Genomic DNA, 26,223 nt, shown 5'->3' with positions numbered 1-26,223 from the left:
GTAATTCGGAATTATTTATTGGATTTGATTTTAGAGGCAGCTTTTTCTTCTGCTTCCGCTTTCGCCAGTTTGTCCTTTGCTTCCTGTTTCAGCTCAGGTATCGGACAGTTCTCTGCAATGCTCTGGAAGGTAGCCTTTGCATTGAAGTAGTCTTTCTGACGGGCATATACATCACCCAGGAGGATGTAGGCTTTAGCCACCCATACTTCGTATCCCGGTGTATTCTTTATTACATCAAAACCGGCTTTCTCTGCACCTGCCAGGTCATTTTTCTGCAGCAGGCAGTAAGCCAGGTTATAGCGGGCCTCAGCGCCTATTTCCGACTTGGTAAGACCTGCTGCTATCTTATATTCTTTGATCGCTTCATCGTAGTTACCCTGTTCCTGTTCCGCGCGGCCCAGGTAAGCGTGACCGATGATCTGGTCGTCGGTACTGATATTACTGCTGGACAACAGGATCTCAGCGTAGCTGTTTACTTCATCCCAGTGTTTCAGGAAATAATTGCTGCGCAGTAATCCGCGGGTAGCGGCAAAGGTGTTCTCTTTGGTGGTGGAAAGATCCTGCAGCTGCAAATAGTAGGTGCGGGATTTCTCATAATTCTTCACCTGGTAGAAGTTGATATTGGCAGCCTGCAAAGCGGCACGTTCCGCATAAAGGCTATTGTTCTTTGTCAGTACAAACTCATAACCGGGCAATGCGCCTGTATAATCTTTGGCGTTGTAAGCACATTCTGATTTATAGAAATTGGCCGGTAATATGAAGGCGCCATTCGGGAACTTTTGCAGGTAACTGTTGAAGGCGATGGTAGCGCCGGCACAGTCGCCATTACTGAACTTTGTTTCTGCTGCTGCATAGCTCAGGGAGTCTTCAGCAGATGCGCTTACCGACTGGCCTGTAGATCTCAGCAGGGCTATATAAGCATCAGTTTTACCCTGGCTCACATAGATATCTTTTACGGCGGCCAGTGCCTCGTTTGCTTCCGGAGAGTTAGGATATTTCTCTACCACCTGGCGGTAGTAGGAGATAGCCTTATCGTCATTATCCTTGTTGAAATAGCAAAGACCCAGTTTCAGCAACGCGCGGGGCGCATTAGGTCCGTTAGGTTGTTTCTGCAATACGTTTTCCAGGTAAGGGATGGCCTCATTGTATTTTTCTTCTGCCAGGTAAGTATTGGCTATTTCCAGGTCAGCGTCATTGCCAAAACCTGAAGAAGGATATTTGCTACCCAGTTGTTTCAGGAGGGCTACTTTTTCATTGGTTTTACCCTGGATACCGAGAATGATACTCTTCTGGTAGGTGGCATAATCAGATCCCGGCTGGTTGTTGGCAATGATCTTATCGTACATCGCCAGTGCCTTTCCGTAATCTTTCAGCATATAATAACAATCAGCAGCACGGAGGGCAGCATCGGTAGTGATACGCGCTGCATTCGGACCAGTAGTACGCTGCGCTGCCTCAAAGTGCTGGAGGGCGCGGGTATAGTCTTCTTTTTTCAGCAAACTGTAACCCATGTTATAGCTGGCCGTCTGCGCATTGGCTTCGCCGGAAGCAGGTACACCGCCGGTAAGGTAAACGTTCAGGTGACCGATGGCGGCATCTGTTTTATTCTGTCGCATGGCGATTTCAGCTTTCCAGAAATGGGCCAGCTGCGTCAGGTTCTTATCGTAAGGATTCTTCAGTGAAATATCCAGCAGGCGGTCGGCTTCTGACAGCTGCTGGTCATTGATCAGTTCTGTGGCGCGGCCATAGGCTACTTTCTGATAAGCCTTCAGTACTGTAGGCGATTTGTCCGGCATGGCCTCAATGATGGTCAGCGCATCATTGTAGTTGTTGGTGTTCAGGAACAGGTTCACCAGTATCTCACGGGCCTCTTTGCTGTAAGTGGACTGTGGATAGGCGCTTATGAAGCTGGTCAGTTCAGTGATAGCAGCATCCTGGTAGCCCAGCTCGTAGGACAGTTTGCCATAGTTGAACCGGGAGATTTCCTGTTGCTGTGCATTGGCGCTGTTACGGGCGCAGAAGGCAAACGCATTGCGGGCATTGGCTTTCTGGTTAGTACGCAGGTAACAGTCGCCCAGCAGGTACATAGAGTTCTGCCCCAGAGAATCCTGCTCACTGCTTAACTGTTTGAAACCGTTGATGGCCTTATTATAGTTACCGGTCTGGTAATAGCTGTATGACAACTGATAAATATCTTCTTTCCTTACTTCCTCGGCATTGTCCTGGAATTCCTGCAGATAAGGCAATGCTTTCTGATAGTCTTTCCTTTCGAAATACGCCTGACCCAGTAATTGTTTCAGTTCTGCCTCGTAATAGAGCCCTCCTTTTTTAATAAGAGGTTCTGCATAGCTGATCAACTGGTCCTTTTTATTCTGGAAATAATAGATCTCCGCGATGTAATAGGGAACGATGGTGCTGTATTTAGGATCGTTCACCACACGCTGGAAGCTGGTGAGCGCGTCGTTGTACTGCCGGTTATAATAGGCAATGAAGCCATAGTAGTAATTGGCAGGCTGGTAATATTTGCCGGGCACCTCCCTGATGGAGCCAAACAGGGGCTGGGCCTTCTGGAAGTCTTTTACATTAAAATAGCAGTAGGCCAGTTCAAACTTTGCCTCTGCGATCTCGCTGTTGGATAGGTTCTCAATGTTGGCCTTTTCATACAGTGGGATGGCCTCTTTCAGCTTATTCTGATGGAAGTAGTACTTCGCCAGCTGGTAGCTGACGAGCTGCTCCCTCGCGCTATTGTTGTAGAAGGCCAGGAAGTCCAGCGCCAGTTTTTCCGCGTTGGCCTGTCCCAGTTTCAGTGCACAAACGGTATAATAATACTGGGCGTCTGTTTTTACCAGGCTACGGCTGGTTTCCTGGAAATAGCTGATATTATCAATCGTTTGCCGGAACAATTGCATGGCCACTGCATATTTTTCCTGCTGGAAAAGTTGCTGGGCATCTTTGAAAACTTTATCCGGCTCAGTATAGACGCGCGTTTGCTGTGCTTTTGACACAGGCGCAGCCAGTATACAGAAAGACGCCAGGAATAAGTACCAATGTCCGGGAACAAGAAACTTTCTTATGAATTGCATGCTTTTAACCTGTTATATCTTAAATATGCGTTTAAAACGGATCCCGAACAGAAATTATTTTCTATTCAGAATCAATAATATATTGCTTTGAGGGAGACAAAAACAGCAACAAATATAGCTATTGCATTTAATTAAGCTATACGCCGTCCCAAGGGACCTGGCGGGAACCGGATGACCGGCACCTGGTACGCGGAACCTTGCTTTCGGATATTGCCTGTGCTGATGTGAAATTCAAGGTGTTGACTCGCAAGAATTAAACCAACTTATCTGAATAGCAGGTACTCATGGTACTTGCTTTACCGGGATGTGCTGGTTTTCAGGGGTGTTTGTGTGGAAAAAATAATTGCCTGGGTCAATTACCGGAAGGTGTACTAACTGATGGAGAGCGCCTGTATATAACGGGGTTTTAATTGTTTATTATTAATCATATTTTTGGCGCAATCTGTAACCAGTTCATTTAAATTTAAAAACGACCTGCATTGTTCCTGTCGGCAAAACAGGAGAAGTAAACAGATCTGCAGGACTAAACCATTTTCTCTATGAGCAAACTATTTACATCACGTGTGAACACTGGCGCTGTCAACTTTGCTATGCTGGTATTGCGTGTGGTATTCGGTGCATTGATGTTCACACATGGCTTGTCAAAACTGAAGGGCTTTTCCCAGATGGTAGACAAATTTCCCGATCCGCTGCACGTAGGACAAACAATATCCCTGTCCCTGACCGTTTTTGCAGAAACCCTCTGTGCGGCCCTGGTAGCTGTTGGGTTACTGACCCGTCTTGCTGCTATTCCGCTGGTGTTCTGTATGATCATTGTCGTATTTGTGGTAATGAAGAACGCACCGCTGTCGCAGAATGAAATGGGCATCCTGTTCCTGGCTGCGTTTACTGCCATATTATTTGCCGGACCTGGCAAATACAGCCTGGACCACCTGATTGGAAAATAATTTACACACCCGGTGCCTGTGAATGCCGGAAAACGCGGAATGCATTTTGCGCTAAATGCAGGCACCAGGGCTTATAAGACTGATATTATGTTCACACAGACGACACAGATCCGCGTACGTTATGGAGAAACGGACCAGATGGGATACCTTTACTACGGCAATTATGCATTATACTACGAAGTAGGACGTGCAGAAGCCATCCGGACGCTGGGTTTTACCTATGCCGAACTGGAAAAGCAGGGGATCATTATGCCAGTGGCGGAGTTAAACTCAAAGTATCTGCGCCCGGCCTATTACGATGATCTTATAACAGTGAAGACTATATTGAAGGAATTGCCGGTCGATCATAAGATCCGGTTCCATTCCGAGCTATATAATGAAAAGGGCGAGTTACTGAACGTAGGCGTCACCACCCTGGTATTCCTGCATGCAGATACCAAACAGCGGTACGGGATGCCCCCGATCATGATGGAATGCCTGGCTCCTTTTTTTGAGAAAAGCCTGTAAATCATGAAAATGCAAGCGGATAGGGTAGTAGCAAGTATCATCACGATCGGAGATGAACTACTGATAGGACAAACGATAGACACCAATTCGGCCTGGATGGCCCAGCAACTGAATGCGATGGGAATATGGGTACATCGCCGTGTAGCCATCGGAGATGTAAGGGAGGCTATCCTGGAAGCACTGGAAAAGGAAGGAACGGTCTCGGATATCGTGCTGATCACGGGGGGACTGGGACCTACGGCCGACGACATTACCAAACCCGTGTTGTGTGAGTATTTTGGTGGAAAACTGGTAAGGGATGAAGCTACCTATGTGCAGGTAATGGAATTCTTCGAAAGCAGGGGCCTGCCAACCCTGCAGCGTAATGTGGACCAGGCGCTGGTACCCGATGTGGCTACGGTGCTGCACAATACCAGGGGCACTGCACCGGGTATGTGGTTTGAAAAGGGCGGAAAGGTCTATGTCTCCATGCCGGGAGTACCACATGAAATGAAAGGGCTTATGTCCGATCATGTGTTGCCACGCTTACAGGAATATTTCCAGACGCCGGCAATTGTGCACCAGACATTGCTGACTTCAGGCATGGGAGAATCGTTTATTGCAGAACGACTGACGCATTTTGAGGCCAGCTTGCCACCACATATCAAACTGGCCTACCTGCCGTCTTACGGCTTACTGAAGCTGCGGCTTACTGCTTTCGGCTCAGATAAATTATCCACTTCAGCGGCATTGTCCATCTATTTTCACCAGATGAAAGAATTGCTGGGGGATATTACCGTGGGGGATGAAGACCTTCCCATTGCGGAAGTGCTGGGCAAGCTGCTGAAGGAAAAGGGCAAAACGGTAGGCACGGCGGAGAGCTGTACGGGAGGGTTCATTGCGCACAATATTACCCTGGTGCCGGGAAGTTCTGCCTGGTATAAAGGCAGCATTGTTAGTTATGCCAACGATATTAAAAGCGGCTTGCTGGGGGTAAAACAGGAAACATTACAGGCCAACGGTGCGGTGAGCGAAGCAGTGGTGCGGGAAATGGCGAGAGGTGCCCTGCAGCAGTTAAAAACTGATTATGTTATAGCGGTATCTGGTATTATGGGCCCTGATGGCGGTACTCCGGAAAAGCCCGTAGGCACCGTATGGATAGCTGCCGGCAGTGCCAAAGAACTGGTGACGGTGAAACACCAGTTGCGTTATGACCGCTTGAATAACATACAGATGACAGCAACTTATGCAATGAATGAATTGAGGAAGTTGATAGTATAAACCTTACTTTTGTTTCCGTACCAAAACGCTAAACACAATTTTATGGCCATTGTAGAACTGGTAATGCCCAAAATGGGGGAAAGTATTATGGAAGCCACCATATTACGCTGGCATAAGAAGCCGGGAGATCATGTAAAAACTGATGAAACCGTGCTTGAAATTGCGACGGATAAGGTGGATAGCGAAGTACCTTCTATCGCCGATGGGGAAATTACTGAGATACTCTACGCGGAAAATGATGTAGTACCGGTAGGTACCATTATCGCACGTATCAATACCGCTGCTGATGCTGGTTTTGCGACTGCTGCTCCTGTTGCTCCCGTGGCAGCACAGGAAGCGCCTGCCGCTGCTGTATGGGAAGAAGCGCCTGTCTCGCAACATGAGCCGGGGGGGGCTCCTTACGAGGCGCAGTTCACTACCAGTGGGGCCCGTTTTTATTCTCCGCTGGTGCTGACTATTGCACAGCAGGAAGGTATCAGTTTTGCTGAACTGGAAAAAATACCTGGTACCGGCAATGAAGGCCGTGTGACCAAAAAAGATATATTAAGCTTTGTGGAGGCGAAGAGCAAGGGCCTTCTTCCTGCAGCTGCGCCGGCACCACAGAGAACACAAACGCCGGCTCCTGTAGAACAACCGGTAAGCCGTCCGGCAGCCGCTGTGGCTCCTGCCGCTGTTCCGGTTAGCAATGGTATAGGCTCACAACCCGCAACTGCTCCGGTTAGCAATGGCAACTATGGTCCTAATGTGGAGATTATTGAAATGGACCGTATGCGTAAGCTGATCGCAGAGCATATGGTGCGTAGCAAACATACCAGCCCGCATGTGACCAGCTTTGCAGAGGCAGATGTGACAAATATGGTGAAATGGCGCGACCAGGTGAAAGGGGCTTTTGAGAAAAGAGAAGGAGAGAAGATCACCTTTACACCACTCTTCATCGAAGCAATGGTGAAATGCATCAAACGTTTCCCACTGTTAAACAGTTCACTGGACGGTGATAAGATCATTATTAAGAAAGATATTAATATAGGTATGGCTACCGCATTGCCGACAGGTAATCTGATCGTTCCGGTGATCCGCAATGCTGACATGCTGAACCTGGTAGGCCTGACCCGTCAGGTGAATCAGCTGGCCAATGCAGCCCGTCAGAACAGGCTGAAACCTGATGATACACAAAACGGTACTATTACCCTGACCAACGTAGGCACCTTTGGTAGCCTTGCTGGTACGCCGATCATTAACCAGCCGCAGGTGGCCATCCTGGCAGTAGGTACTATCAAAAAACGTCCTGTTGTGATAGAATCGCCTTACGGTGATACCATCGCTATCCGTCATATGATGTACCTGTCACTGTCTTACGATCACCGTATTGTGGATGGTGCAATGGGCTCTACTTTCCTGAGTGCAATAGCGCAGGAACTGGAGAATTTTGATGTGAACAGGGGGTATTAACTGAGAACGGCGGCACGCCGGCTCATACTACGCCGGGTTGCATAGTGTATTCAGAGGTCCTGCTTAATAAGCACATTTGAATAATACTTATTACGATTTGATGAATACAGAGAAGATCTATCTGACCTGTATTCATCATTCGTGTTTTAGGGATAAAGTGCCGCCTAACCCCTTGTACGGGAACATCATATCCATAAATAACACAAATATACCAGCATAAAAAAAGCTCCTTTGCAGGAGCTTTTTTCAATTTCTTGACCGAGATAAGCTTAGGCCAACAGAATTAATAACGACCACGACCGCCGCCGCCGCCGTATCCGCCGCCGCCACCGCGATTGAATCCACCACCTCTTGAGTTATTATTCGGTTGTTTAGGTCTTGCTTCGTTTACCATCAATTGCTTGCCTTCGATTTCAGTACCGTTCAAACTATCCATAGCCTTGCTACCTTCTTCCTGGTTGGGCATTTCCACGAATCCGAAACCGCGTGAACGGCCAGTCTCGTGGTCCTTGATAATTTTAGCGGAAGTAACCTCTCCAAATTCGCTAAATATCTGGTGAAGGTCTTCATCGTTCAACCTGTAGTGCAGGTTGGCTACGTAAATGTTCATGACTAAAAAATTAAAAAAATGAAAAATAATATTGAAGATAAACAAATAAGTTCAATAAATACACCGCGTCCGGAAATAATTTAATAAAGTAAATATACCGGTAACACTGGCCGGAATTACCACTTCTGTTTTATGGATAGTTGCCTGATTTTTTGTAAATTAATATATGTAATCCATTAAAATATTTTAGTATGAGTGGCCTAAGCGAGACGTGGTTTGCGGATGGTTATATCGATTTTGAGCAGAAAAAGTATACGCTATTGGCTTATCTGCAGCAAATAACCCGCTATTTCAATGAAAACAAGCTGTATCCGCAGCTGGGGGACGTTGTCTTCCATTACAATAACCTGGTAGCTTTCAGGGAAAACAAACAGTTCCTGCAGCAGCAGTTTCCCAAACGTCTGACGGCCGTGAATATGGAGCGTCTGCAATTACTTTATGAACAGATGATTGCAGATGATGAATTGATGCAGGAGCTGGAAACCATTATCCAGTACGCCATTCAGAAGATGAACGGTGCTATCCGCGAAGGCACTGAGATCTATGAATTTGTGGAGGAAAGCCTGAATATCTCACCCGTAGGACTGATACCACTAGATTCGCAGGAAGGGTATCTATTCCTTTGTGATGGCCGTTATGAGGATGTGATAGTGTATGAATACAGGTTGAGTATTTTTGAGCGCCATGACGAAAAATACCGTGGTATCCATACACAATACCTCGACACTTATACCAAAGACCTGGTACATACCTGTGAGCATATTAAGACCAGCCTGATCCGGCAGCGTACAAAACTGCCTACTCCTGCAGTATACCGCATCGATACAAAGCTGGTGTTTCCTGTAACAGAAACCCTATTACCTGTTGCAAAGCGCTCTCTGGTGAAGTATATCGCCATTAACGCCGCATAAGTCATCCGCGGATGGCAGATACTGGTATCAGCAATGGCTGACACAAAACTGCTAATGCCACCGGATGTAGGCCTGCATTATGTTTCACTTTGACAAGTAACGAAATAACGATCAATTCAGTAATACCGGCGCACTGTTGCCAAAGGTGATCTCCAGTTCATGATCATGAAGGAAAGGCTCATAGTATTGCCTGATGATCTTGGTGAGTTTCTCTTTCGACTGATTAATGTACAGGTTGTTGTTTTCCAGCTGTTCGCGGGAGGACTGGTATAGCTTTTTCTGCACGTCAGTATAGGTTTCATCATCCTGGAACAGGAACCAGCCTTTCCTGTTGGATGTTTCCATTTTGTCCACTTTCAGCTCGTAACTGAGCAGCTTTGGCTGTGGCAGGCTAATGGTGATCTTCTTATCCGAAACCGTTATCCGGAAATTTTTCTCATCTGCATTGATGCCATATTTGGCCAGGTAAGGGATGGATACCCAGATGGTATTCTCCAGGAACGCCTTTTTCAGATTGCTGGTCCATTCGCCGTCGTCAGTAATATTACTGCGTTTGATAGTGGCATTGCCCTGCACTTCAAGGCTGGCCAGTTCCGCGATTTCACGCACGATCTGACTATTGGAAAGGATGCTCTGATTTACACTTTTACTGCCGAATTGTTTGCCTAACCAAAACAGCAGAACAGCCAGGGACAGAAAAAAAACGAAACGAAAAAATCTTTTCATAACGGAAGAGATAATTGCTGTGGGCCACAGTCCATAGCAGAACAGAGGTCCATAGTGATCTTGTTTTTTGTTTGTTAGTAATGTATGTATGCAAAAGTCTACAAACGTTGGGCCGCGGCCCCGATATACAGTTAGTAGCTTGTTGTGCTTTAATATATAAGTTATAACTCCTAAATGAGTACCCGACAATAAGTATCCCGACGACTTCAGCGAATATAATATTTATGGCTGATAGTCCATAATGATCCTTGTCAGTGTTATGATCCGTGTACCAGGGAGGCGATCAGTTCACTATGCTGCGGGTATACCGCCTGCAGGCTTTCTTTCCCGGCCAGTTCAAAATCAGCGAAATCAAAGCCTGGTGCTACTGTGCAGCCTACCAAAGCAAAACCGCCTGGTACCTCCGTACGGGATGCAAACCAGTGGCCCGCCTTGATCACCAACTGGGGCTGTTCACCTTCTTCGATGTTGAGACCCAGCTTGTGGACCGTCAGTTTTCCGGCAGGATCAATATCATAGATAGCCAGGGAATGGCCATCATAGAAATGCCATACCTCATCGGATGCGATACGGTGAAAAGCGGAAAACTGCCCTTCTTCCAGCAGGAAATAGATAGCGGTAGACGCATTACGCTGGCCGTTCATGGCTGGTGGCAGTTCGGATTGTTTAAACTCCCAGGAGGAACGATAGGTTTCCCGGAAGGAACCTCCCTCCACATGGGACTGTAAGTTGAGATGTTCCCGCCAGTAGGCGGCGTTGTGTCTTGGTTTCTGCATGATAATACAAAAGAAAGGAAAATAGATTAAAATGAAAAAGCCGTCCCGGGAACGAGGCGGCTCTCTTATTTTCCATTTTTTTAGTCTGAAATCTTGTTACGCCACGGCTACAGGGCGTGCTATCGGCATTTGGGCAATAGCTGTTTCCTGGTTCAGTACCGGTGGTTCTCCCTTAAAGAAAAGGAAATCCTGTATGAATAAAGCCTGGTTGTAATAATCGTTGTTGGTGATAAAGGTCTGCCATTCTTCCACATTCATCTGCTGCATATGACGCATGGCATCCCTGAAGCGAAGCATACGGGCAAACAACTGCGGCGTCAGCCCGATCACTTCCATGAACTTCCTTTCCAGGGTATGACGGGACGTTTTAAACTTCTTCGTCAGCCTCTCAATATTCGTATATCCCTGGTGGTCAATAATGTAATCTGCAATTACATCTACCTGTTTCAGATTGTGCACTTGTGAGCACATCATGTTGGTAAATGCATCGTCCAGCACGGCATCCAGTTTGGTAATATCTGCAACGGAAGCAATTTTATTGGCAAGGTCCTTCCAGCATTCACGATCCTGCTTCTGCAGATCACGGAAATAATTGTTGAAGGATGACATGTCCAGACCCGCCATTCTGTAACAGCCATAGGCGTTCAGCTGGATCACGGTCATTTTTACCGGACCTTTTACCCTGATCTGATGATGACAGGTAAAATGACCCACAACGGAAGCCTCCGGTAAAGTGAAAGAAGCATGCTGGGTAGGTTGGAAGATCACTTCTCCTTCCTGCAGAAACACCATGTACAAATCTCCCAGGGAGAACAGGTTCTGAGGCAGGTTGATCAACCCATTATTAGCGCTTTGTAAATGATAATACTGCTTAACATACGGTGCCAGCGAAGTTGCCGGTTGATAGATACGGAAATTCATAGGAACATGTATAAGGTTATCAGATATTCAAAACATCCACAGATCTGAATCAGGTCTTCAATTTCTTATACAAACTTATATGTTTGTAAGTATATAAAAAAAATTAATTTGAGTAGCTTGAAAGACAAACCGTTGTAGCGGTTAAAATGGATGAAAGCCTGCTGAGTAATGGTTTCAGTGGAATATTAGCGGAATATTCCGTCCTGCGTGCATTACTTAAAGAAGTATATACCGTCTGAGTGGGAAGCAAAAAAAAGCGAGGGAACTTAGTTGACTTTAGCGCTTCAAGTCCACCTAAGTTCCGTCGCTTCTTCTCTCCTTGTTCTCTGCGTCTTCTCTGCTTGTTCTCTCTTAGTTCTACCGCTGAGGCCAGGATGTTTTATTGAGCAGTTGAGTATTATTGTGCGTTGCCAGTCGTTTCCCAGCCCCAGTTCTTACCCTTCTCTGTTGCCGGTACACCTTTTTCCATCCACTCCGGAGCCGGGGCATTTTTCAGGAAATGATCAAAGAACTGCTGTTCGCGGCGCTGGATATCCTTACGGTTCTGGCGGAGCACCAGGTTATGGGCTTCGTTGTTGTAGTTCAGCAGCCATACCTGTTTACCCAGGCGGCGCAGGCCGGTGAACAGTTCTATGCCCTGGTACCAGGGTACTGCTCCATCTGCATCATTGCTCATGATAGCCAGTGGCGTTGTTACCTTAGGCAGGTGGAAAAGGGGGGAATTCTCTATGTAGCGCTCCGGTTTTTCCCATAAAGTAGCCCCGATACGGCTTTGAGAGCGCTCGTACTGGAACTGGCGGTTCATTCCGGTTTCCCAGCGGATGCCGCCATATGCGCTGGTCATATTGGCCACAGGCGCACCTGCCCAGGCAGCTTTGAAGAGGGTGGTGCGGGTGATCAGGTAAGCCACCTGGTAACCGCCCCAGCTTTGTCCCTGGATGCCCATATTCAGGCTGTCTGCCCATGGATGTGCTGCCACTGCGCGGGCGCCGCTAACAACATAATCGTATGCTCCCTGTCCCGGATAACCGTTTTCGTAGGTAATATCAGGCGCCAGTACCACGTAACCACGGCTCACAAAGAACGGAATATTCAGCCTGGAAGGGGTAGGGGACGGTGGCTGATAGCTATACAGGCCATCTGTCAGTTTCTCGTAGAAATACAGCAATACAGGATACTTTTTCGTACTGTCAAAGTCCTCCGGTTTATACAGGATGCCTTCAGCCGGTTTGCCATTGTAGGCTGTCCATTTGAACAGTTCTGCCGTACCCCAGTTGTATTGCTGCTGCTGCGGATTAATATGGCTGATCTGTGTAGCATTTGCCAATGAAGTACTGGTATATACATCGGGCGACTGTACATAACTTGCTTTAGTAAAAATGTAATTTCCGGCGTTTTCAGCCCTTACAGGATCGCCGAAGGTATATGGTCCCATGACGAGCAGTTCGGGCTTTAAAGGGGCCTTTTTGAACGTACAGGGGGCCATGTAGAAACCGTTCTCTTTACTCGTTTCGTTGAAGGTTTCCAGCAGCAGTTGCTGACCCGGTTTAAAGAACCGTTCTTCCTGCACCACCTTGGTATAACGGAAACGCAATTTCTGCTGACGTCCATAACCAGCGGTGATCATCTGCGGAGCGGTTTTCCCGGTAGGATCTACCTGCCAGATGTCATACCTGTCGTAAATGTAAACGGTCTTGTCGTCTTCCAGCCATCCGGCCATACCATAGGGGCCGGGTGCGTCCGGATGATCATCATCTTCTTCAGAAAGGGAAACGGGTATCTTCTCGGTTATATTCCTCGTAATACCTGTAGTTGTTTCGTAGGTGAACCATTGCTTCAGCTGCAGGTTATACCAGGTAATATAGCGGCCGGCAGGAGATATGCGGGCAACGCTGTCCAGGTTTTGCTGTATCAGTTTGCGGTTGCCGTTTTCCAGGTTCACCAGGTAGGCGGTTTTCAGGGAGTGCCCCGTCCATTGCAGCGCCACACGCTGGCCTTTGTCAGTATATCCCACTGCATACGGACTGTTACCTTCTTTGGCAAAGGCGATGTTTTCCATGTCTATATCCGCCAGCTGCAGGATCTGTTTATTGCCGGGATAATACACGGCCTGGTAACTTCTTTTCAGCTCTTTATCTGCATTCTTCAGCTGCATGGGCTGCAGGTAATCATCCTGGTAATTCCAGATATCCACCTTCGCCACTTCAAAGTCTACGATATTGGTATCTTTTGGAGGCTTTATGGGAGCTGTACCGAAGAATAGCCGCTGTCCGTTCTGGCTGAACCATACTTTACCATCGGGGCTTACAGACCAGTTGGCAGGGAATGCACGGGTATTTCTGTCGGCAGTAATAACGCCGCTATCCTGTCCGGGGCGGTAGTAGTACAGGGAGTAGAACTGCTGGAGGGCTTTGGCGCTGTCACGGGAACTGCACCAGGCGGCCTGTTCTCCAGCCTCGTCGAAGGCAAACTGACTGCGGAGGGCGGTACCACGGCTCAGGGTATCCGCTTTGCGGGCCGCTACATTCCACAGCAATACTGCAGCTTTTGACAGGGAGTCTTTCTTATCGGTCAGTACTTCTGCCAGCAGACGGTTGCCCGGTTTGCTGAAAACATAGTCCTGTACGTTCCTGATAGTATCTGCGGATTTTTTATCGAGGTAATAGATCACCAGGTGACCAGTGGCAGTGTCCGTCTGTGGCTTTTCCTTCAGATAGGCAACTACGCCGCTGCCTTTTTCAGGTGTTCTGAAAGATCTTACTGCAGGGACTTTATAGACATCATTGCCACCCAGCGTAACAATCCCCAGGGAATCTTTCGGCATATCTGCCGCCTTCTTCTTTTTGATCTTCGCCAGTCGCACCGCTGCAAAAGGCGCTTTGATGGCGAAGATGGCATAACGGCTGTCTTCCGTGATCACCGGATTGCTGCCACGGGGCACTTCCAGCCTTTGTCCATTCTGGTTGTTGTAAATAATGAGGGAGGCGTCGCCTTCCTGTGGTGTGATGGTATAGACGGTCCATTGACCGTTATTACTGATGGCCTTACTACCGATGTTTTGCCAACTGTCATACACTGAATGATCAAGTGGCTTTTTCGGCGCCTGTTGCGCATAAGATAGTAAGGAGAGGCCGGTAAGTGCGGCTGCACACATGATTTGCTTCATGTGGTCTAAAATATAAAAATCAGTATTACTTACATGCGATTTGCGGATAGACGGTCGAAATCAGGCATGAGTTTGCCGGATATTCCGCGTTACCCTTGTCATCTGCAATGCTACAGACAATACGATGCAGGCAAGGCCAATGTAAAATGCGTAGGTCAGCTCCCGGTTTTCATGAAAGAGAATAAAGGCCATCACGATACTATATACCGGTTCCAGGTTGAAGGATAGGTTTACCGTGAAAGCAGAGATCTTCGTCAGTGCGTTCATCAGCAACATATACATGCACACGGTGCAGGCCCAGGCCAGGATCAGCAGGTAACTGAGATCCGCAAACGAAGGCAGGCTTAAAGGCTGCGGGAAGAAATGCAGGTATATGGGCATGATCAGGGTAAGCCCCAGCCAGCCAACAGACAGCTCATAAAAAGTAATGGTAGGCGTATCGTATTTAGCGATCAGGCGTTTGTTGAAGATGGTGAACAGGGCTGCAAACAGGGCGGAAATAATGCCCAGGATGATGCCTGTACGGTATTGTACGTCGAAATGGAAGATGAGGAAAATGCCGCAAAGTGTGATGCCGCTCAGCAATAGCTCTATCTTATCCACCCGGTACCGGTTGATCAGCGGATCGAGCGCCGCGGTGAACAGGCTGGTGAGCGCAAAACACACCACTCCGATGGAAACATTCGAATATTTGATGCTGGCATAGAAAAATAGCCAGTGGAGTACAACTACCATGCCCGTGAGGCCGATAGGGACGATCTGTTTAAAGGAGAGTTTTGTAAGCATCTTTTTCCACCGGAAAATGATGTACAGTGTGATGATGGTGAACAGGAGCCTGTACCAGACAAGCATTCCTTCGTTGAGGGTGATCAGTTTTCCTAAAATACCCGTAAAACCCGCCAGAAATACCGACAGGTGTAATTGTATCAGTGCTTTTTTCATTTCCGCTTAATCGCTATTTCTTACGCGTCTTTCATACTTGCGGAACAGGCTTTCCCATTGAATTTTGAGTACTCCCAGTATCCCTTCTTTAATAATCCCCTTACTCATTTTGGAATATCCTTCTTTACGGTCCTTAAAGGTGATAGGTACTTCTTTTATTTTGAAGCCCAGTTTCCAGGCCGTGAATTTCATTTCTATCTGGAAGGCATATCCTACGAAACGGATCGCATCCAGGTTAATAGCTTCCAGTACCTGCCTTTTGTAACATACAAAGCCGGCGGTGGCATCTTTTACCCTGATCCAGGTAACCAGGCGTACGTAGACGGAAGCGCCATAGGAGAGGATTGCCCTATCCCAGGGCCAGTTTTCCGTTCTACCGCCTTTTACATAGCGGGAGCCTACGGAAACATCGCCACCTTCCTTCGCACAGGCGTCATACAGTCTTATGAGATCGGCCGGGTTGTGGGAAAAGTCAGCATCCATCTCGAAGATGTACTGATATCCTTTCTCCAGCGCCCATTTGAAACCGAAGATGTAGGCAGTGCCTAATCCCTGTTTGCCGCTTCTTTCCACCAGGAACAACTCGCCGGAGTGGGACTGCTGCATATTCCTTACAATATTACCGGTACCGTCGGGCGAACCATCGTCCACGATCAGTACATGAAAGTTTTGTTGCAGGGCAAACACCGCGTCAATGATGTTGCGGATATTATCCTTCTCATTGTACGTGGGAATGATGACGAGCTTTTCCAATCTAGCAAATGTTGTTTTAGGAGTGCGAAATTAGTGTAATCGCTAAATAATGGAAGGATTTTATAAATATTAAATCTTTTTTAACATCATACTATGATATATTTCTGTGAGTTTCTGCTTGGTATTCAGCGGAAAATCAGCTTTCATCATCCAATCATAGTACTGAGGTTCTATTTTTAGCACCTCTCTTACAGGTCTTCCCTTATATTTACCAAAATTGAATACTTCCTGGCCATTCTGCATCACCATACGCCTTGCGAAGTCCACGTAGTCGTCTTCTTTCGTGAATTCAGCCAGCGGAGCTACTTCGGCCTGCAGCTGTTCATAGCGGGATAGCTGAGCTTCCAGTATCTCGTAGGTAGCCAGGGCGTCTGCTTCAGCGCTGTGTGCATTCTCCAGGTTTTTGTCGCAATAGAACTTATAGGCGGCGCTGAGCGTACGTTTTTCCATCAGGTGGAAGATCTTCTGCACGTCAATGAATTTGCGGTCTTTCACGTCAAATTCAAGGCCTGCGCGGAGGAATTCTTCTACCAGTAATGGTATATCGAAACGGTTGGAATTATAACCTGCGAGGTCACAGTTATCCAGGTACTGGCGCAGTTCATTAGCGCATTGTTTGAACGTCGGACAATCCTTCACATCCTCATCGCTGATATTGTGAATAGCGGTAGAGGAGGCAGGAATAGGCATGCCGGGGTGAATTCTTTTCACCTTGGATTGGGTACTCTTGTCAGGGAATACCTTGATGATAGCAATTTCAATAATACGGTCCGTAGCCACATTGGTGCCGGTCGTCTCCAGATCAATTACGGCCAGGGGCCTTTTCAGTTGCAAAGAGGGCATGACTAATTTTTATAGATACTTTTTCAGCGAATTTACATCCAATCCTTCATAATCACCCGAACTCATCATGAGCAGGTTAGCATTGTGGTAATCCTGTTTGTCGAGGAATGCCTGCAGGTGCTCCCTGTTGGTGAATATTTCCAGGTCATTACGGCCAAAGCCCTGTGCCACCAGGTCGGGGGCCAGGTCTGGCATACGTTTGATCTCCAGTGCATGTTTACTGTAGAATACTACAGGCACATCTGCTTTATCCATCACACCCTGGTACTGCACCATGAAATCAGCATTCAGGCTGCTGTAGGTATGCAATTCCAGTACAGCTATCAGCCTGCGCTGCGGATACTGGGACTGCAGGGCATTGATGGTGGCCATTACTTTGGACGGTGCATGGGCAAAGTCGCGGTAAATAGCGCAGTGATCGTTCTTGCCTACCAGTTCCAGCCTTTTGGCAGCGCCTTTGAAGGTGGAGATAGCTTTCAGGAAAGTCTCGTCGCTGATACCCAGTTCATTGCAAACCAGGCGTGCAGCATGCATATTCAGCAGGTTATGATCGCCAAATACTTCGAGTACGGTTTGTCCGCTACCGAAGGTCACGGTTGTGGTGCCATTGACGATCTGGTGTTGTGGTATATCGTAAGGAACCAGTTTCAGGTGCAGGCCTTCCGCCTTTACCAGTTTTACCAGTTCCGGATCTGTACTGTTGTAAATGAGGATATTGCCGGCCTCCATCGTACGGATGAAGATGGCAAACTGTTCCAGGTAGTTATCAAAAGTGGGAAACACGTTGATATGATCCCAGGCAATGCCGGTCAATACGGCAATATGCGGATGCAGGAAATGGAATTTAGGCCGCTTTTCAATGACAGAAGCAGGGTATTCGTCTCCCTCACAAACGATGACAGGGGCATCGGTAATGTTGACAGATTGTGCGAAACCGGCAAGCCGTGCGCCTACCAGGTAGTCAAAAGCCTGTCCTGACTGCTGCAATACGTGCATGATCATAGCCGTGGTAGTTGTTTTACCGTGACTGCCGCCTACAACAACCCTTTTCTTCTGCTGGCTTTCCTGGTAGATATATTCCGGGAAAGAGTAGATCTTCAGGCCCAGTTCTTTGGCTTTGATCAGCTCGGGATTATCGCCCCGGGCATGCATACCCAGGATAACAGCATCGAGATCGGCCGTAATACGGCTATCATCCCAGCCCATTGTGGCCGGAGCAATACCCACCTGGCGCAGATTGCCCAGCGCAGGTTCATAGATCTCGTCATCACTGCCGGTTACCTGGTAACCCTTGTTTTTCAATGCGATAGCTAACTGATGCATTACACTGCCGCCCACCGCAATAAAATGTACTTTTGCCATATACTTTTAAACCAGTTACCTGCGTTTTATCGTTATATTTATACCTAGGGAAAAAGGAACGATATTATATCTAAAATCTTTAATATAAATTTTATATTTGCAAAGTAACGTCAAAAATTGGCGATTAAAAAAGTGATATCACCATTCCCTATGAAATTTCATTATTCAAATAAACATCCCTTTATGCAATCATCTTATCTGAAAGTTTTGGGCGGAGCCTGTCTTATCCTTATCTTTGCGGCTTTCTTAACTTCCTGTGCGTCACAGAATAAATTAGGTTGTCCGATGAAAATTGGTAAAGCAACGCACGGAGTAAATGTGAAGGATTGTTAATGAACTGGATACCACTTACTACAGAGCAACAGTTAACAGAGATCAGGGAGGCATCGGCAGCGAAGCCGGTAGTAATTTTCAAACACAGCACGCGTTGCTCCATCAGCGCTGTAGCCAAATCCAGACTGGAAAGAGGAGCTGCTCCACAAGAGATCTCATTTTACTATCTTGACCTGATCAGATTCAGGGACATTTCGAACAGGATTGCAGCGGATTTTGATATACCGCATGAATCGCCACAGGTTTTGCTGATCCGTAACGGGGAATGCATTTATGATGAAAGTCACAGCGGGATCACCATGGATGACCTTGTGAACAAGTCAAACTGAGGAAGTAATCAGACTATTTATCCAAAGAATTTAGTACCGGCCTATGGCCGGTATTTTTTTTGACCTAGCTTTGTACTTTATTAATCGAGTGAATGAAACATCGTATAGTTGTAGCGGTTACGGGTGCCAGCGGTTCCATTTATGCCAGGCAGTTGCTGAACAAATTGCAGGCGGCTTCCGCACAGACAGACCAGATAGCACTGGTCATGACCACCAATGCACGTACCGTATGGGAAACAGAGCTGGGCACTGATGACTACAAGCAATTACCTTTCAAAACATATACACAGCAGGACTTTCATGCACCTTTTGCTTCAGGTTCCGGCAGGTTTGACACCATGATCATCTGCCCCTGTTCAATGGGTACACTGGGACGTATTGCTACGGGCATTTCAAATGATCTGATCACCCGTGCAGCAGATGTAGTGCTGAAGGAGAGAAGAAAGCTGATATGTGTGGTAAGGGAAACGCCTTATAACCTGATGCATATCAAAAATATGCTGGCGGTGACAGAAGCGGGCGGCATCATCTGTCCTGCTACGCCATCCTTCTACAGCGTTCCTAAAACGCTGGAAGATGTAGCAGCTACTGTTGTAGACAGGGTGCTCGATCTTGCAGGAATAGAGCAGGATACCTTCCGCTGGGGAAGTGAGGAAAAATAAAAAACTGGAGAATACACAGTTGCGTTTATTGCCACAATAATACCAAGAATCATATGCAGATAGCGATCATCAACGGCCCTAACTTAAATCTCCTGGGAAAGCGGGAGCCTGGTATCTATGGAAATGAGTCTTTTGAGTCTTATTTCGAAAAACTGAAAGCGCAGTATCCCAATGTGCAGCTGACCTATTTCCAGAGCAATATTGAAGGGGAAATGATCAATCATCTGCATGAAATAGGATTCTTCTACGATGGTATCCTTCTGAACGCGGGTGGTTACACCCATACCTCCGTTGCCCTGCGTGATGCTATTTCTGCTATTAAGACCCCTGTACTGGAAATACATATCAGCAATATCCATGCAAGGGAAGAGTTCAGGCATAAAAGCATGATTGCTCCTGTCTGCGTAGGAAGCATCTGCGGCCTGGGCATGAAAGGATATGCACTGGGAATAGCGTATTTCCTGTAACAGGTGCTATCACCCACGCTACAAACATATGCCGCCCGCCACAGGCGGGCTATCGCCGGGAATGATCCCATTATGTGAATCGGGGTTTACGAAACCCGTTTCAATGCCCGGGGTGAAACCCGCGTTGCAATACCCGGGGGTGAAACCCGCGTTGCAATACCCGGGGGTGAAACCCGCGTTACAATACCCGGGGTTATCACCCCGCGCTACAATACCCGGGGTGAAACCCGCGTTACAATACCCGGGGTGAAACCCGCGTTACAATACCCGGGGGTGAAACCCGCGCTACAATACCCGGGGTGAAACCCGCGCTACAATACCCGGGGTTATCACCCCGCGCTACAAACACTTGGACTCCGGAGGAGTCCTATTATGGTTTGTTAATGACGTTTGATCCATGTATAGTACAGATAGTGTTCAACTATAGTAGAGTTCTATAGCTATAGGCGCTATAGTCCTGCATTACTCCTGCCGTTCTATAGCGTTGGCTATAGAACAGTGCCTATAATGCTATAGTAGAGCGCCTATAGGATATACCCTCCACCGGATCTTCACCGAATAGATACCGAATACATACCCCCGGAATGTCTTCCGGTACCCGGTAGATAATACGGATATTCCATCAGCATGGATAACTAAAACAATACTTCGTACACTTGCTTTAATTCGCTCAGGCAAGGTATCAGCTTCGTTTCTCCTATGTCTATCTTACGTTCATCCTAGGTTCAAAGACGTAAGATGAACGTAAGATGGACATAGGAGAAACGAAGTTTGTACCTGTTCAGAACGAGGATGTATGCTGATTTCACCAGGTATTATACCCAATAGGAAAGGGTGTTCTGGCAACGGCCGGAACACCCTTTTTCTTATTTTCAGATGAATATTAGTTCAGTGTTTCAGTTTCAACTGGTTGATCTTTGAAAGCCTCTCTTGGTTTCAGACCTAACAATTCAAACATCATGTGATCTTCTTCGAAGGAAGGATTGTTGGTGGTCAGCAGTTTCTCACCGGTGAAGATGGAGTTGGCGCCTGCCATGAAGCAGAGGGCCTGCTCGGAAATGCTCATTTCAGCACGGCCGGCACTGAGACGTACCATTGCTTTAGGTATTACGATACGGGTGGTAGCGATCATACGCACCATATCCCAGAACGCAACTTTCGGCATATTTTCCAGCGGAGTTCCTTTTACACGGGTCAGGGCGTTGATAGGAACGGAATCAGGATGGGTTGGCATATTGCTCAGCGTGTGCAGCATACCGATACGGTCTTCGTGGGACTCTCCCAGGCCGATGATACCACCGCAGCAAACGCTTACACCTGCTTTGCGGACGTTGTCCAGGGTACGCAGACGGTCATCGTAGGTACGGGTGGTGATAATGGATTCGTAGTACTCGTTGGAAGTGTCCAGGTTGTGGTTGTAAGCATGTAAGCCTGCATCCGCCAGTTTCTGGGCCTGTTCTTCGGTCAGCATACCAAGGGTAGTACAAACCTCCATACCCAGCTCATTCACGCCCTTTACCATATCCAATACACGGTCGAAGTCGCGGTTATCCCTTACTTCTCTCCATGCGGCACCCATACAGAAACGGGTAGAGCCAGCGTCTTTTGCTTTCTGGGCGTATGCCAGCACTTCTTCTTTCTTCAGAAGACCATGTACTTTGATATCGGTATTATAACGGGCAGCCTGAGGGCAATAAGAACAGTCTTCCGAGCAACCGCCTGTTTTAATGGACAGCAGGGTACAAACCTGTACTTCTGCAGTATCCTGCGTTTGTCTGTGTATGGAAGCAGCACGGAAAACCAGTTCCAGCAAGGGAGTATTATAGATCTCTTTTATTTCTTCAATAGACCAGTCGTGACGGATCTGCACATCTTGCATAATAATCTAATTTGAGAGCAAACCTACAAATTAAAATTGAATTAGAAATTAGGAATTAAGAATGAGGAATAGTGCTCAATTGCGGCTTATTTTTAATCCTTAGTTCCTGATTTTCAATCGGTTTACAGGTATTTGAAATTGGTTTTCGGTGTAATGTTCAGAAGTGTCTGATAAATCAGCTGAATGGTGTTTTCCACGTCATCCTTTTTGATCATTTCCACGGTTGTATGCATATAACGCAGCGGGATGCTGATCAGTGCTGAGGGGGTACCGTCATTGGAATAGGCAAAAGCATCCGTATCGGTACCGGTGCTACGGCTTACCGCATGCAGCTGGTGGGGAATTTCGTTCTTTTTGGCTGTTTTGATGATCAGATCGCGGAGGATGTTGTGCACCGCAGGTCCGTATGTAATGCTTGGCCCACTGCCACAACGGATCTCACCTTCGATGTTCTTGTTGATCATCGGGGTGGTGGTATCGTGCGTTACGTCAGTAATGATCGCTACATCAGGCTTGATCCTTTTAGCGATCATTTCCGCTCCGCGGAGCCCTACTTCTTCCTGCACGGCATTTACAATGTACAGGCCGAAAGGCAGCTGCTGTTTCTTTTCTTTCAGCATACGGGCTACTTCAGCAATCATAAAGCCGCCGATACGGTTATCAAAAGCGCGGCAGATGTAATAGTCGTAGTTCAGTTCTTCAAAACCATCCTCAAAGGTGGCAACACAACCCACATGGATACCGAGGTCTTCCACTTCCTTACGGCTGCGGGCGCCGCAATCCAGGAAGATGTTCTCTACCTTGGGCTGAGGATCTTTACCTTCAGTACTACGCAGGCGGGTATGAATGGCAGGCCATCCGAACACGGCTTTTACAATACCGTTCTCAGTATGGATGTTCACACGTTTGGAAGGCGCGATCTGCTGATCAGAGCCTCCATTGCGGATCACGTATATCAGACCTTCAGGAGAGATGTAATTGACAAACCACGATATTTCATCAGCATGTGCTTCAATCACCACTTTGAACGGGGCCTTCGGGTTGATGATACCCACTGCCGAGCCGTACGCGTCCACATAATACTCATCTATAAACGGCTGCAGATACTCCAGCCACAATTTCTGTCCTTCTTTCTCAAACCCGGTAGGGGAGGGATTATTGAGATATTTACGCAGGAACGTAAGCGCCTCTTTACTGAGTATGGATTTTTGCTTTTTAGACATTGCTGTTAAGTTAGCTGTTAAGTTATATTGTGCTGCAAAAGTAAGTGTTTGCCAGCTTACGGCAAGCCGGGTGTTGGTTATGACAACGCCGCTATAATAAAATGGAGCAGGGCAGAAAGCATCACCATGCCATCCAGTACAAAATAGTAGAAATGATCTGAACGGTTACGGAGGGTATATCGTGTAAGCAACGCTGTTATCGCTACCGGGGCCAGCAGGATGACCGTCACCACCCAGCCATTCACCGGGGAAAGTGCCATTGCAAAGACAGTAGCGAGCACCAGGGAGCTGATATATAGTTTTCTAAGGCCTGGTTGGCTCAGGTAGGTGATAAGAGAGCGGATGCCTTCCTTTTTGTCCGACTCCAGATCCCTGTAATCGAACAGAATGCAGATGGCATAAACCAGGAAGAAGCGGTGTAATGTCAGGAACAGTATAGTGGATGAATAAGGCTGTTTTTCTATAAATACCGGCAGCAGGGTAGTGACGTAGATCCAGACAGCGGTCAGGAACAGTGTCTTGCCGACAGCGATCTTCCTGAGCCATATAAAAGCCCTGTGTGGCAGTTTAGGCGCGGAATACAGAAAAGTAAGCACGGCAGCACCCGTCAGTGGTAGCCAGTGTTCCTTTAGCAGGCAGAAGCCATAGGCTGCTCCCAGTGCGCCCAGGGCACAAAGCGTCAGCTGTAATGTCTTGTGGCGGGCGCCCCAGAGAATGCGTTCGGAGGTGGAATAATCCGCAGGGGTCAGGTACCAGTGGAAATTATAACTGCAGATGGTAGCGCAGAAGACGAAGAAGTAATAGGCCTCGTTAATGTCCCGGATATGCAGCAGCGTATTTGTCTGCCATATCATGAGTATGGCGCAGCAGGCTACATAAAGAGACGAGAATATGATAAAATTAAAAAGACCGCGAAGCATTAACTATCGGCATTAGGAAATTAAGAATCAGAAATTGGAATGCGAAATTAGGAATTATACATCCGAAGATTGCATTAATTCCTGATTCTTATGCTTAATTAAAGCGGGATATTACCATGTTTCTTCCGGGGCATTGTTACCACCTTATTTTCCAGCATAGCATATCCTTTAATCAATTTTATGCGGGCCTGGTCGGGAACGATGACTTCGTCAATATATCCCTTTTCTGCGGCCAGATAAGGATTGGCGAAGCGTTCCGTATATTCTGCTACCAGCTCGTTTGTGCGGGCCTCCGGATCTGGGGCCGCATCTATTTCCTTTTTATAGATGATCTCTACTGCGCCTTTAGGTCCCATCACGGCTATTTCAGCCTGTGGAAAAGCGAAGTTGAGGTCTGCACCGATATGTTTTGAGTTCATCACACAGTAAGCGCCGCCATAGGCTTTACGGGTGGTAACGGTGATCTTCGGTACGGTGGCTTCACTCAATGCGAAAAGCAGTTTGGCCCCATTGGTAATGATGCCGTTCCATTCCTGGTCAGTGCCCGGAAGGAAGCCCGGTACATCTACCAGTACCAGCAGCGGAATATTGAACGCATCGCAGAAGCGGGTAAAGCGGGCGCCCTTTACAGAAGCGTGGATATCCAGCACGCCTGCCAGGTGGGCCGGCTGATTGGCAACAATGCCTATACTTCTGCCGGCAATGCGGGCAAAGCCTACAATGATATTTTCAGCAAAGTCCTTATGTACTTCAAAGAAGCTCTCAGCATCGGTCAGCTCACTGATCACATCTTTCATATCATATGGCTGATTGGAGCTGGCCGGTATGATGGTGTTCAGGGCAGGACGGATCTCATCCGAAGGCTCGTATGGATAGACAGGTGCATCTTCTTCACAGTTCTGTGGCACATAACTGAGCAGCTGCCGTATATTATTGATACATTCTACCTCGTTGGTACAGGAAAAATGGGTCACACCGCTTTTTACAGCATGGGTGTGCGCCCCTCCCAGTTCTTCTGCCGTTACTTCCTCATGTGTAACTGTCTTAACAACGTTAGGACCGGTTACGAACATATACGAAGTTTCTTCCACCATCAGGATGAAATCTGTAATGGCAGGGGAGTATACAGCCCCACCGGCACAGGGGCCCATAATAGCAGAGATCTGCGGGATAACGCCGGAAGCGCGGGTATTGCGATAAAAAATATCCGCATAACCACCCAGGCTTACCACGCCTTCCTGTATACGGGCGCCGCCACTGTCGTTCAGACCAATAACAGGGGCGCCATTCTGCATGGCGAGGTCCATGATCTTGCAGATCTTACGGGCATGGGGCTCCGAAAGACTACCGCCGTAGACGGTAAAGTCCTGAGAGAAGACGTAGGTCAGGCGGCCGTTGATGGTGCCATAGCCGGTTACGACGCCATCGCCGGGAAATTGTTCCTGGTCGGTGGTCATACCACGGTTACGGTTATGTACGAACATATCCAGCTCTTCGAAGGAGCCTTCGTCCATCAGGAGTTGTAACCGTTCCCTTGCTGTAAGTTTTCCTTTTTTATGTTGGGAGGAGATGCGTGCTTCGCCGCCACCAAGGATGGCTGTAGCGATTTTGTTCCGGAGTTCGTGGAATTTGTCCATGGAACAAATATAATCAGGAATCAGGAATTGAACGTGTCTGTAATACGTATTCCTGATCCCTGACAGGTATTTTATTGGTAGAGGATCTCTGTTTTGGGTGTTGCGACGGTATCGCTGATGTTACCGGCATTGTCAGTAATAAACACAAGAAAATGCACGCTGTCTTTCGGAATGCCGGTAGTGTTTCCGGGGAAATCTATCGGCTCCAGGTGCAGAATTACTTCTGCTGTCAGGTTCGTTCCCTTATGGGCATCCAGATTGGGCATTTTACGGCCGCTGAAAGACGTATCTTCTGGCTGGGAATCGTAAATAGCGGTGAAATTGAAGGTGTTTTCAATATCTCCGTCACCATCCTTAACCTGGAAGTGAACATCCAGTCCGTTGGAAGGTATTACAGGGTCGGAAGAGTAGGAGAGAAAACTGATCATCGGCTTAGTGCCTATGGAATCTTTCCCACAGCCAGACCCGGATATAACTGCCAATGCGAACAGGGATAAAACGAGTATTTTCTTCATAT

Annotated in this window: 23 protein-coding genes; 8 read left to right on the top strand and 15 right to left on the bottom strand. The window is 47.5% G+C overall.

The features are described from left to right. Nucleotides 1-11 precede the first annotated feature (11 nt). Entirely contained in the window at nt 12-3,083 is a 3,072-nt protein-coding gene (locus tag F3I09_RS09180; RefSeq protein ID WP_149694733.1) for a tetratricopeptide repeat protein, read from the bottom strand. Between the two features lie 539 nt (nt 3,084-3,622). Here F3I09_RS09180 and F3I09_RS09175 point away from each other — a divergent pair. From F3I09_RS09175 to F3I09_RS09160, 4 genes are read left to right on the top strand one after another with little or no spacing between them, the layout of a single operon-like run. Beyond that, nucleotides 3,623-4,030, top strand: coding sequence for a DoxX family protein (locus F3I09_RS09175; protein WP_149694732.1), 408 nt, complete (start codon nt 3,623-3,625; stop codon nt 4,028-4,030). 39 nt (nt 4,031-4,069) lie between these two features. Continuing rightward, nucleotides 4,070-4,537, top strand: a complete 468-nt coding sequence (locus tag F3I09_RS09170) for a thioesterase family protein (protein ID WP_223233188.1) — start codon at nt 4,070-4,072, stop codon at nt 4,535-4,537. A 3-nt stretch (nt 4,538-4,540) separates the two neighbouring features. Further along, nucleotides 4,541-5,797: a CinA family nicotinamide mononucleotide deamidase-related protein gene (locus F3I09_RS09165; RefSeq protein ID WP_149694731.1), complete on the top strand. Its 1,257-nt coding sequence runs from the start codon at nt 4,541-4,543 to the stop codon at nt 5,795-5,797. A 42-nt stretch (nt 5,798-5,839) separates the two neighbouring features. Further along, nucleotides 5,840-7,246 carry a dihydrolipoamide acetyltransferase family protein gene (locus F3I09_RS09160; protein ID WP_149694730.1) on the top strand — a complete coding sequence of 469 codons (1,407 nt, stop codon included), beginning with the start codon at nt 5,840-5,842 and terminating at the stop codon, nt 7,244-7,246. A gap of 283 nt (nt 7,247-7,529) precedes the next feature. Here the strand turns inward: F3I09_RS09160 and F3I09_RS09155 are convergent, their stop codons facing one another. Next, entirely contained in the window at nt 7,530-7,856 is a 327-nt protein-coding gene (locus F3I09_RS09155; RefSeq protein WP_089832925.1) for an RNA-binding protein, read from the bottom strand. Between the two features lie 191 nt (nt 7,857-8,047). Here F3I09_RS09155 and F3I09_RS09150 point away from each other — a divergent pair, with 191 nt between their 5' ends. Further along, entirely contained in the window at nt 8,048-8,767 is a 720-nt protein-coding gene (locus F3I09_RS09150) for a hypothetical protein (RefSeq protein ID WP_149694729.1), read from the top strand. Between the two features lie 111 nt (nt 8,768-8,878). Here the strand turns inward: F3I09_RS09150 and F3I09_RS09145 are convergent, their stop codons facing one another. From F3I09_RS09145 to murC, 8 genes are all read right to left on the bottom strand, one after another. After that, the gene (locus tag F3I09_RS09145) at nt 8,879-9,493 is read right to left on the bottom strand and encodes a DUF4230 domain-containing protein (RefSeq protein WP_149694728.1); all 615 of its coding nucleotides are present in this window, start codon (nt 9,491-9,493) and stop codon (nt 8,879-8,881) included. Nucleotides 9,494-9,750: 257 nt separating this feature from the next. Beyond that, a complete protein-coding gene (locus tag F3I09_RS09140; protein ID WP_149694727.1) occupies nt 9,751-10,269 on the bottom strand; it encodes a cupin domain-containing protein in 519 nt (172 codons plus the stop codon). A gap of 96 nt (nt 10,270-10,365) precedes the next feature. Beyond that, nucleotides 10,366-11,190, bottom strand: coding sequence for a DUF6597 domain-containing transcriptional factor (locus F3I09_RS09135; protein WP_149694726.1), 825 nt, complete (start codon nt 11,188-11,190; stop codon nt 10,366-10,368). A 397-nt stretch (nt 11,191-11,587) separates the two neighbouring features. After that, nucleotides 11,588-14,356 carry a S9 family peptidase gene (locus F3I09_RS09130; RefSeq protein WP_223233187.1) on the bottom strand — a complete coding sequence of 923 codons (2,769 nt, stop codon included), beginning with the start codon at nt 14,354-14,356 and terminating at the stop codon, nt 11,588-11,590. Between the two features lie 60 nt (nt 14,357-14,416). Then, nucleotides 14,417-15,298: a DMT family transporter gene (locus F3I09_RS09125; protein WP_149694725.1), complete on the bottom strand. Its 882-nt coding sequence runs from the start codon at nt 15,296-15,298 to the stop codon at nt 14,417-14,419. 6 nt (nt 15,299-15,304) lie between these two features. Continuing rightward, nucleotides 15,305-16,051, bottom strand: a complete 747-nt coding sequence (locus F3I09_RS09120) for a polyprenol monophosphomannose synthase (protein ID WP_149694724.1) — start codon at nt 16,049-16,051, stop codon at nt 15,305-15,307. 69 nt (nt 16,052-16,120) lie between these two features. After that, nucleotides 16,121-16,894, bottom strand: coding sequence for a 3'-5' exonuclease (locus tag F3I09_RS09115; RefSeq protein WP_149694723.1), 774 nt, complete (start codon nt 16,892-16,894; stop codon nt 16,121-16,123). A gap of 9 nt (nt 16,895-16,903) precedes the next feature. After that, the gene (gene murC, locus F3I09_RS09110; protein WP_149694722.1) at nt 16,904-18,256 is read right to left on the bottom strand and encodes a UDP-N-acetylmuramate--L-alanine ligase; all 1,353 of its coding nucleotides are present in this window, start codon (nt 18,254-18,256) and stop codon (nt 16,904-16,906) included. Between the two features lie 332 nt (nt 18,257-18,588). On the opposite strand from murC, the gene ytxJ reads away from it, so the two are divergent. From ytxJ to aroQ, 3 genes are all read left to right on the top strand, one after another. Next, on the top strand, nt 18,589-18,918 hold the full coding sequence (gene ytxJ / locus F3I09_RS09105; protein ID WP_149694721.1) for a bacillithiol system redox-active protein YtxJ: 330 nt from the start codon (nt 18,589-18,591) through the stop codon (nt 18,916-18,918). Between the two features lie 92 nt (nt 18,919-19,010). After that, nucleotides 19,011-19,580, top strand: a complete 570-nt coding sequence (locus tag F3I09_RS09100) for a UbiX family flavin prenyltransferase (RefSeq protein ID WP_106602662.1) — start codon at nt 19,011-19,013, stop codon at nt 19,578-19,580. Between the two features lie 53 nt (nt 19,581-19,633). Beyond that, the gene (aroQ, locus tag F3I09_RS09095; RefSeq protein WP_149694720.1) at nt 19,634-20,047 is read left to right on the top strand and encodes a type II 3-dehydroquinate dehydratase; all 414 of its coding nucleotides are present in this window, start codon (nt 19,634-19,636) and stop codon (nt 20,045-20,047) included. A gap of 883 nt (nt 20,048-20,930) precedes the next feature. Here aroQ and bioB read toward each other — a convergent pair. The 5 genes from bioB to F3I09_RS09070 all read right to left on the bottom strand — a co-directional run bounded on the left by bioB (nt 20,931) and on the right by F3I09_RS09070 (nt 26,221). Then, nucleotides 20,931-21,926, bottom strand: a complete 996-nt coding sequence (gene bioB, locus F3I09_RS09090; protein WP_149694719.1) for a biotin synthase BioB — start codon at nt 21,924-21,926, stop codon at nt 20,931-20,933. A 122-nt stretch (nt 21,927-22,048) separates the two neighbouring features. Continuing rightward, the gene (locus tag F3I09_RS09085; RefSeq protein WP_149694718.1) at nt 22,049-23,149 is read right to left on the bottom strand and encodes a M42 family metallopeptidase; all 1,101 of its coding nucleotides are present in this window, start codon (nt 23,147-23,149) and stop codon (nt 22,049-22,051) included. Nucleotides 23,150-23,226: 77 nt separating this feature from the next. Continuing rightward, complete coding sequence (locus F3I09_RS09080; protein ID WP_188133744.1) at nt 23,227-24,003, bottom strand: UbiA family prenyltransferase; 777 nt, start codon at nt 24,001-24,003, stop codon at nt 23,227-23,229. 164 nt (nt 24,004-24,167) lie between these two features. Further along, the gene (locus tag F3I09_RS09075; protein WP_149694716.1) at nt 24,168-25,706 is read right to left on the bottom strand and encodes an acyl-CoA carboxylase subunit beta; all 1,539 of its coding nucleotides are present in this window, start codon (nt 25,704-25,706) and stop codon (nt 24,168-24,170) included. Nucleotides 25,707-25,777: 71 nt separating this feature from the next. Beyond that, nucleotides 25,778-26,221, bottom strand: coding sequence for a hypothetical protein (locus tag F3I09_RS09070; protein ID WP_149694715.1), 444 nt, complete (start codon nt 26,219-26,221; stop codon nt 25,778-25,780). Nucleotides 26,222-26,223 lie beyond the last annotated feature (2 nt).

The organism is Chitinophaga sp. CF418, from assembly GCF_900142925.1.
In the GTDB taxonomy this organism is placed as follows: domain Bacteria; phylum Bacteroidota; class Bacteroidia; order Chitinophagales; family Chitinophagaceae; genus Chitinophaga.
The sequence above is the reverse complement of the archived record's forward strand: the minus strand, read 5'-3'. Positions and strand labels throughout refer to the sequence as shown.

Excerpts from the sequence above, each read along its gene's own strand:
- F3I09_RS09180 (WP_149694733.1), bottom strand. The coding sequence starts at position 3,083 with ATGCAATTCATAAGAAAGTTTCTTGTTCCCGGACATTGGTACTTATTC.
- F3I09_RS09175 (WP_149694732.1), top strand. The coding sequence starts at position 3,623 with ATGAGCAAACTATTTACATCACGTGTGAACACTGGCGCTGTCAACTTT.
- F3I09_RS09170 (WP_223233188.1), top strand. The coding sequence starts at position 4,070 with ATGCATTTTGCGCTAAATGCAGGCACCAGGGCTTATAAGACTGATATT.
- F3I09_RS09165 (WP_149694731.1), top strand. The coding sequence starts at position 4,541 with ATGAAAATGCAAGCGGATAGGGTAGTAGCAAGTATCATCACGATCGGA.
- F3I09_RS09160 (WP_149694730.1), top strand. The coding sequence starts at position 5,840 with ATGGCCATTGTAGAACTGGTAATGCCCAAAATGGGGGAAAGTATTATG.
- F3I09_RS09155 (WP_089832925.1), bottom strand. The coding sequence starts at position 7,856 with ATGAACATTTACGTAGCCAACCTGCACTACAGGTTGAACGATGAAGAC.
- F3I09_RS09150 (WP_149694729.1), top strand. The coding sequence starts at position 8,048 with ATGAGTGGCCTAAGCGAGACGTGGTTTGCGGATGGTTATATCGATTTT.
- F3I09_RS09145 (WP_149694728.1), bottom strand. The coding sequence starts at position 9,493 with ATGAAAAGATTTTTTCGTTTCGTTTTTTTTCTGTCCCTGGCTGTTCTG.
- F3I09_RS09140 (WP_149694727.1), bottom strand. The coding sequence starts at position 10,269 with ATGCAGAAACCAAGACACAACGCCGCCTACTGGCGGGAACATCTCAAC.
- F3I09_RS09135 (WP_149694726.1), bottom strand. The coding sequence starts at position 11,190 with ATGAATTTCCGTATCTATCAACCGGCAACTTCGCTGGCACCGTATGTT.
- F3I09_RS09130 (WP_223233187.1), bottom strand. The coding sequence starts at position 14,356 with ATGAAGCAAATCATGTGTGCAGCCGCACTTACCGGCCTCTCCTTACTA.
- F3I09_RS09125 (WP_149694725.1), bottom strand. The coding sequence starts at position 15,298 with ATGAAAAAAGCACTGATACAATTACACCTGTCGGTATTTCTGGCGGGT.
- F3I09_RS09115 (WP_149694723.1), bottom strand. The coding sequence starts at position 16,894 with ATGCCCTCTTTGCAACTGAAAAGGCCCCTGGCCGTAATTGATCTGGAG.
- murC (WP_149694722.1), bottom strand. The coding sequence starts at position 18,256 with ATGGCAAAAGTACATTTTATTGCGGTGGGCGGCAGTGTAATGCATCAG.
- ytxJ (WP_149694721.1), top strand. The coding sequence starts at position 18,589 with ATGAACTGGATACCACTTACTACAGAGCAACAGTTAACAGAGATCAGG.
- F3I09_RS09100 (WP_106602662.1), top strand. The coding sequence starts at position 19,011 with ATGAAACATCGTATAGTTGTAGCGGTTACGGGTGCCAGCGGTTCCATT.
- aroQ (WP_149694720.1), top strand. The coding sequence starts at position 19,634 with ATGCAGATAGCGATCATCAACGGCCCTAACTTAAATCTCCTGGGAAAG.
- bioB (WP_149694719.1), bottom strand. The coding sequence starts at position 21,926 with ATGCAAGATGTGCAGATCCGTCACGACTGGTCTATTGAAGAAATAAAA.
- F3I09_RS09085 (WP_149694718.1), bottom strand. The coding sequence starts at position 23,149 with ATGTCTAAAAAGCAAAAATCCATACTCAGTAAAGAGGCGCTTACGTTC.
- F3I09_RS09080 (WP_188133744.1), bottom strand. The coding sequence starts at position 24,003 with ATGATATGGCAGACAAATACGCTGCTGCATATCCGGGACATTAACGAG.
- F3I09_RS09075 (WP_149694716.1), bottom strand. The coding sequence starts at position 25,706 with ATGGACAAATTCCACGAACTCCGGAACAAAATCGCTACAGCCATCCTT.
- F3I09_RS09070 (WP_149694715.1), bottom strand. The coding sequence starts at position 26,221 with ATGAAGAAAATACTCGTTTTATCCCTGTTCGCATTGGCAGTTATATCC.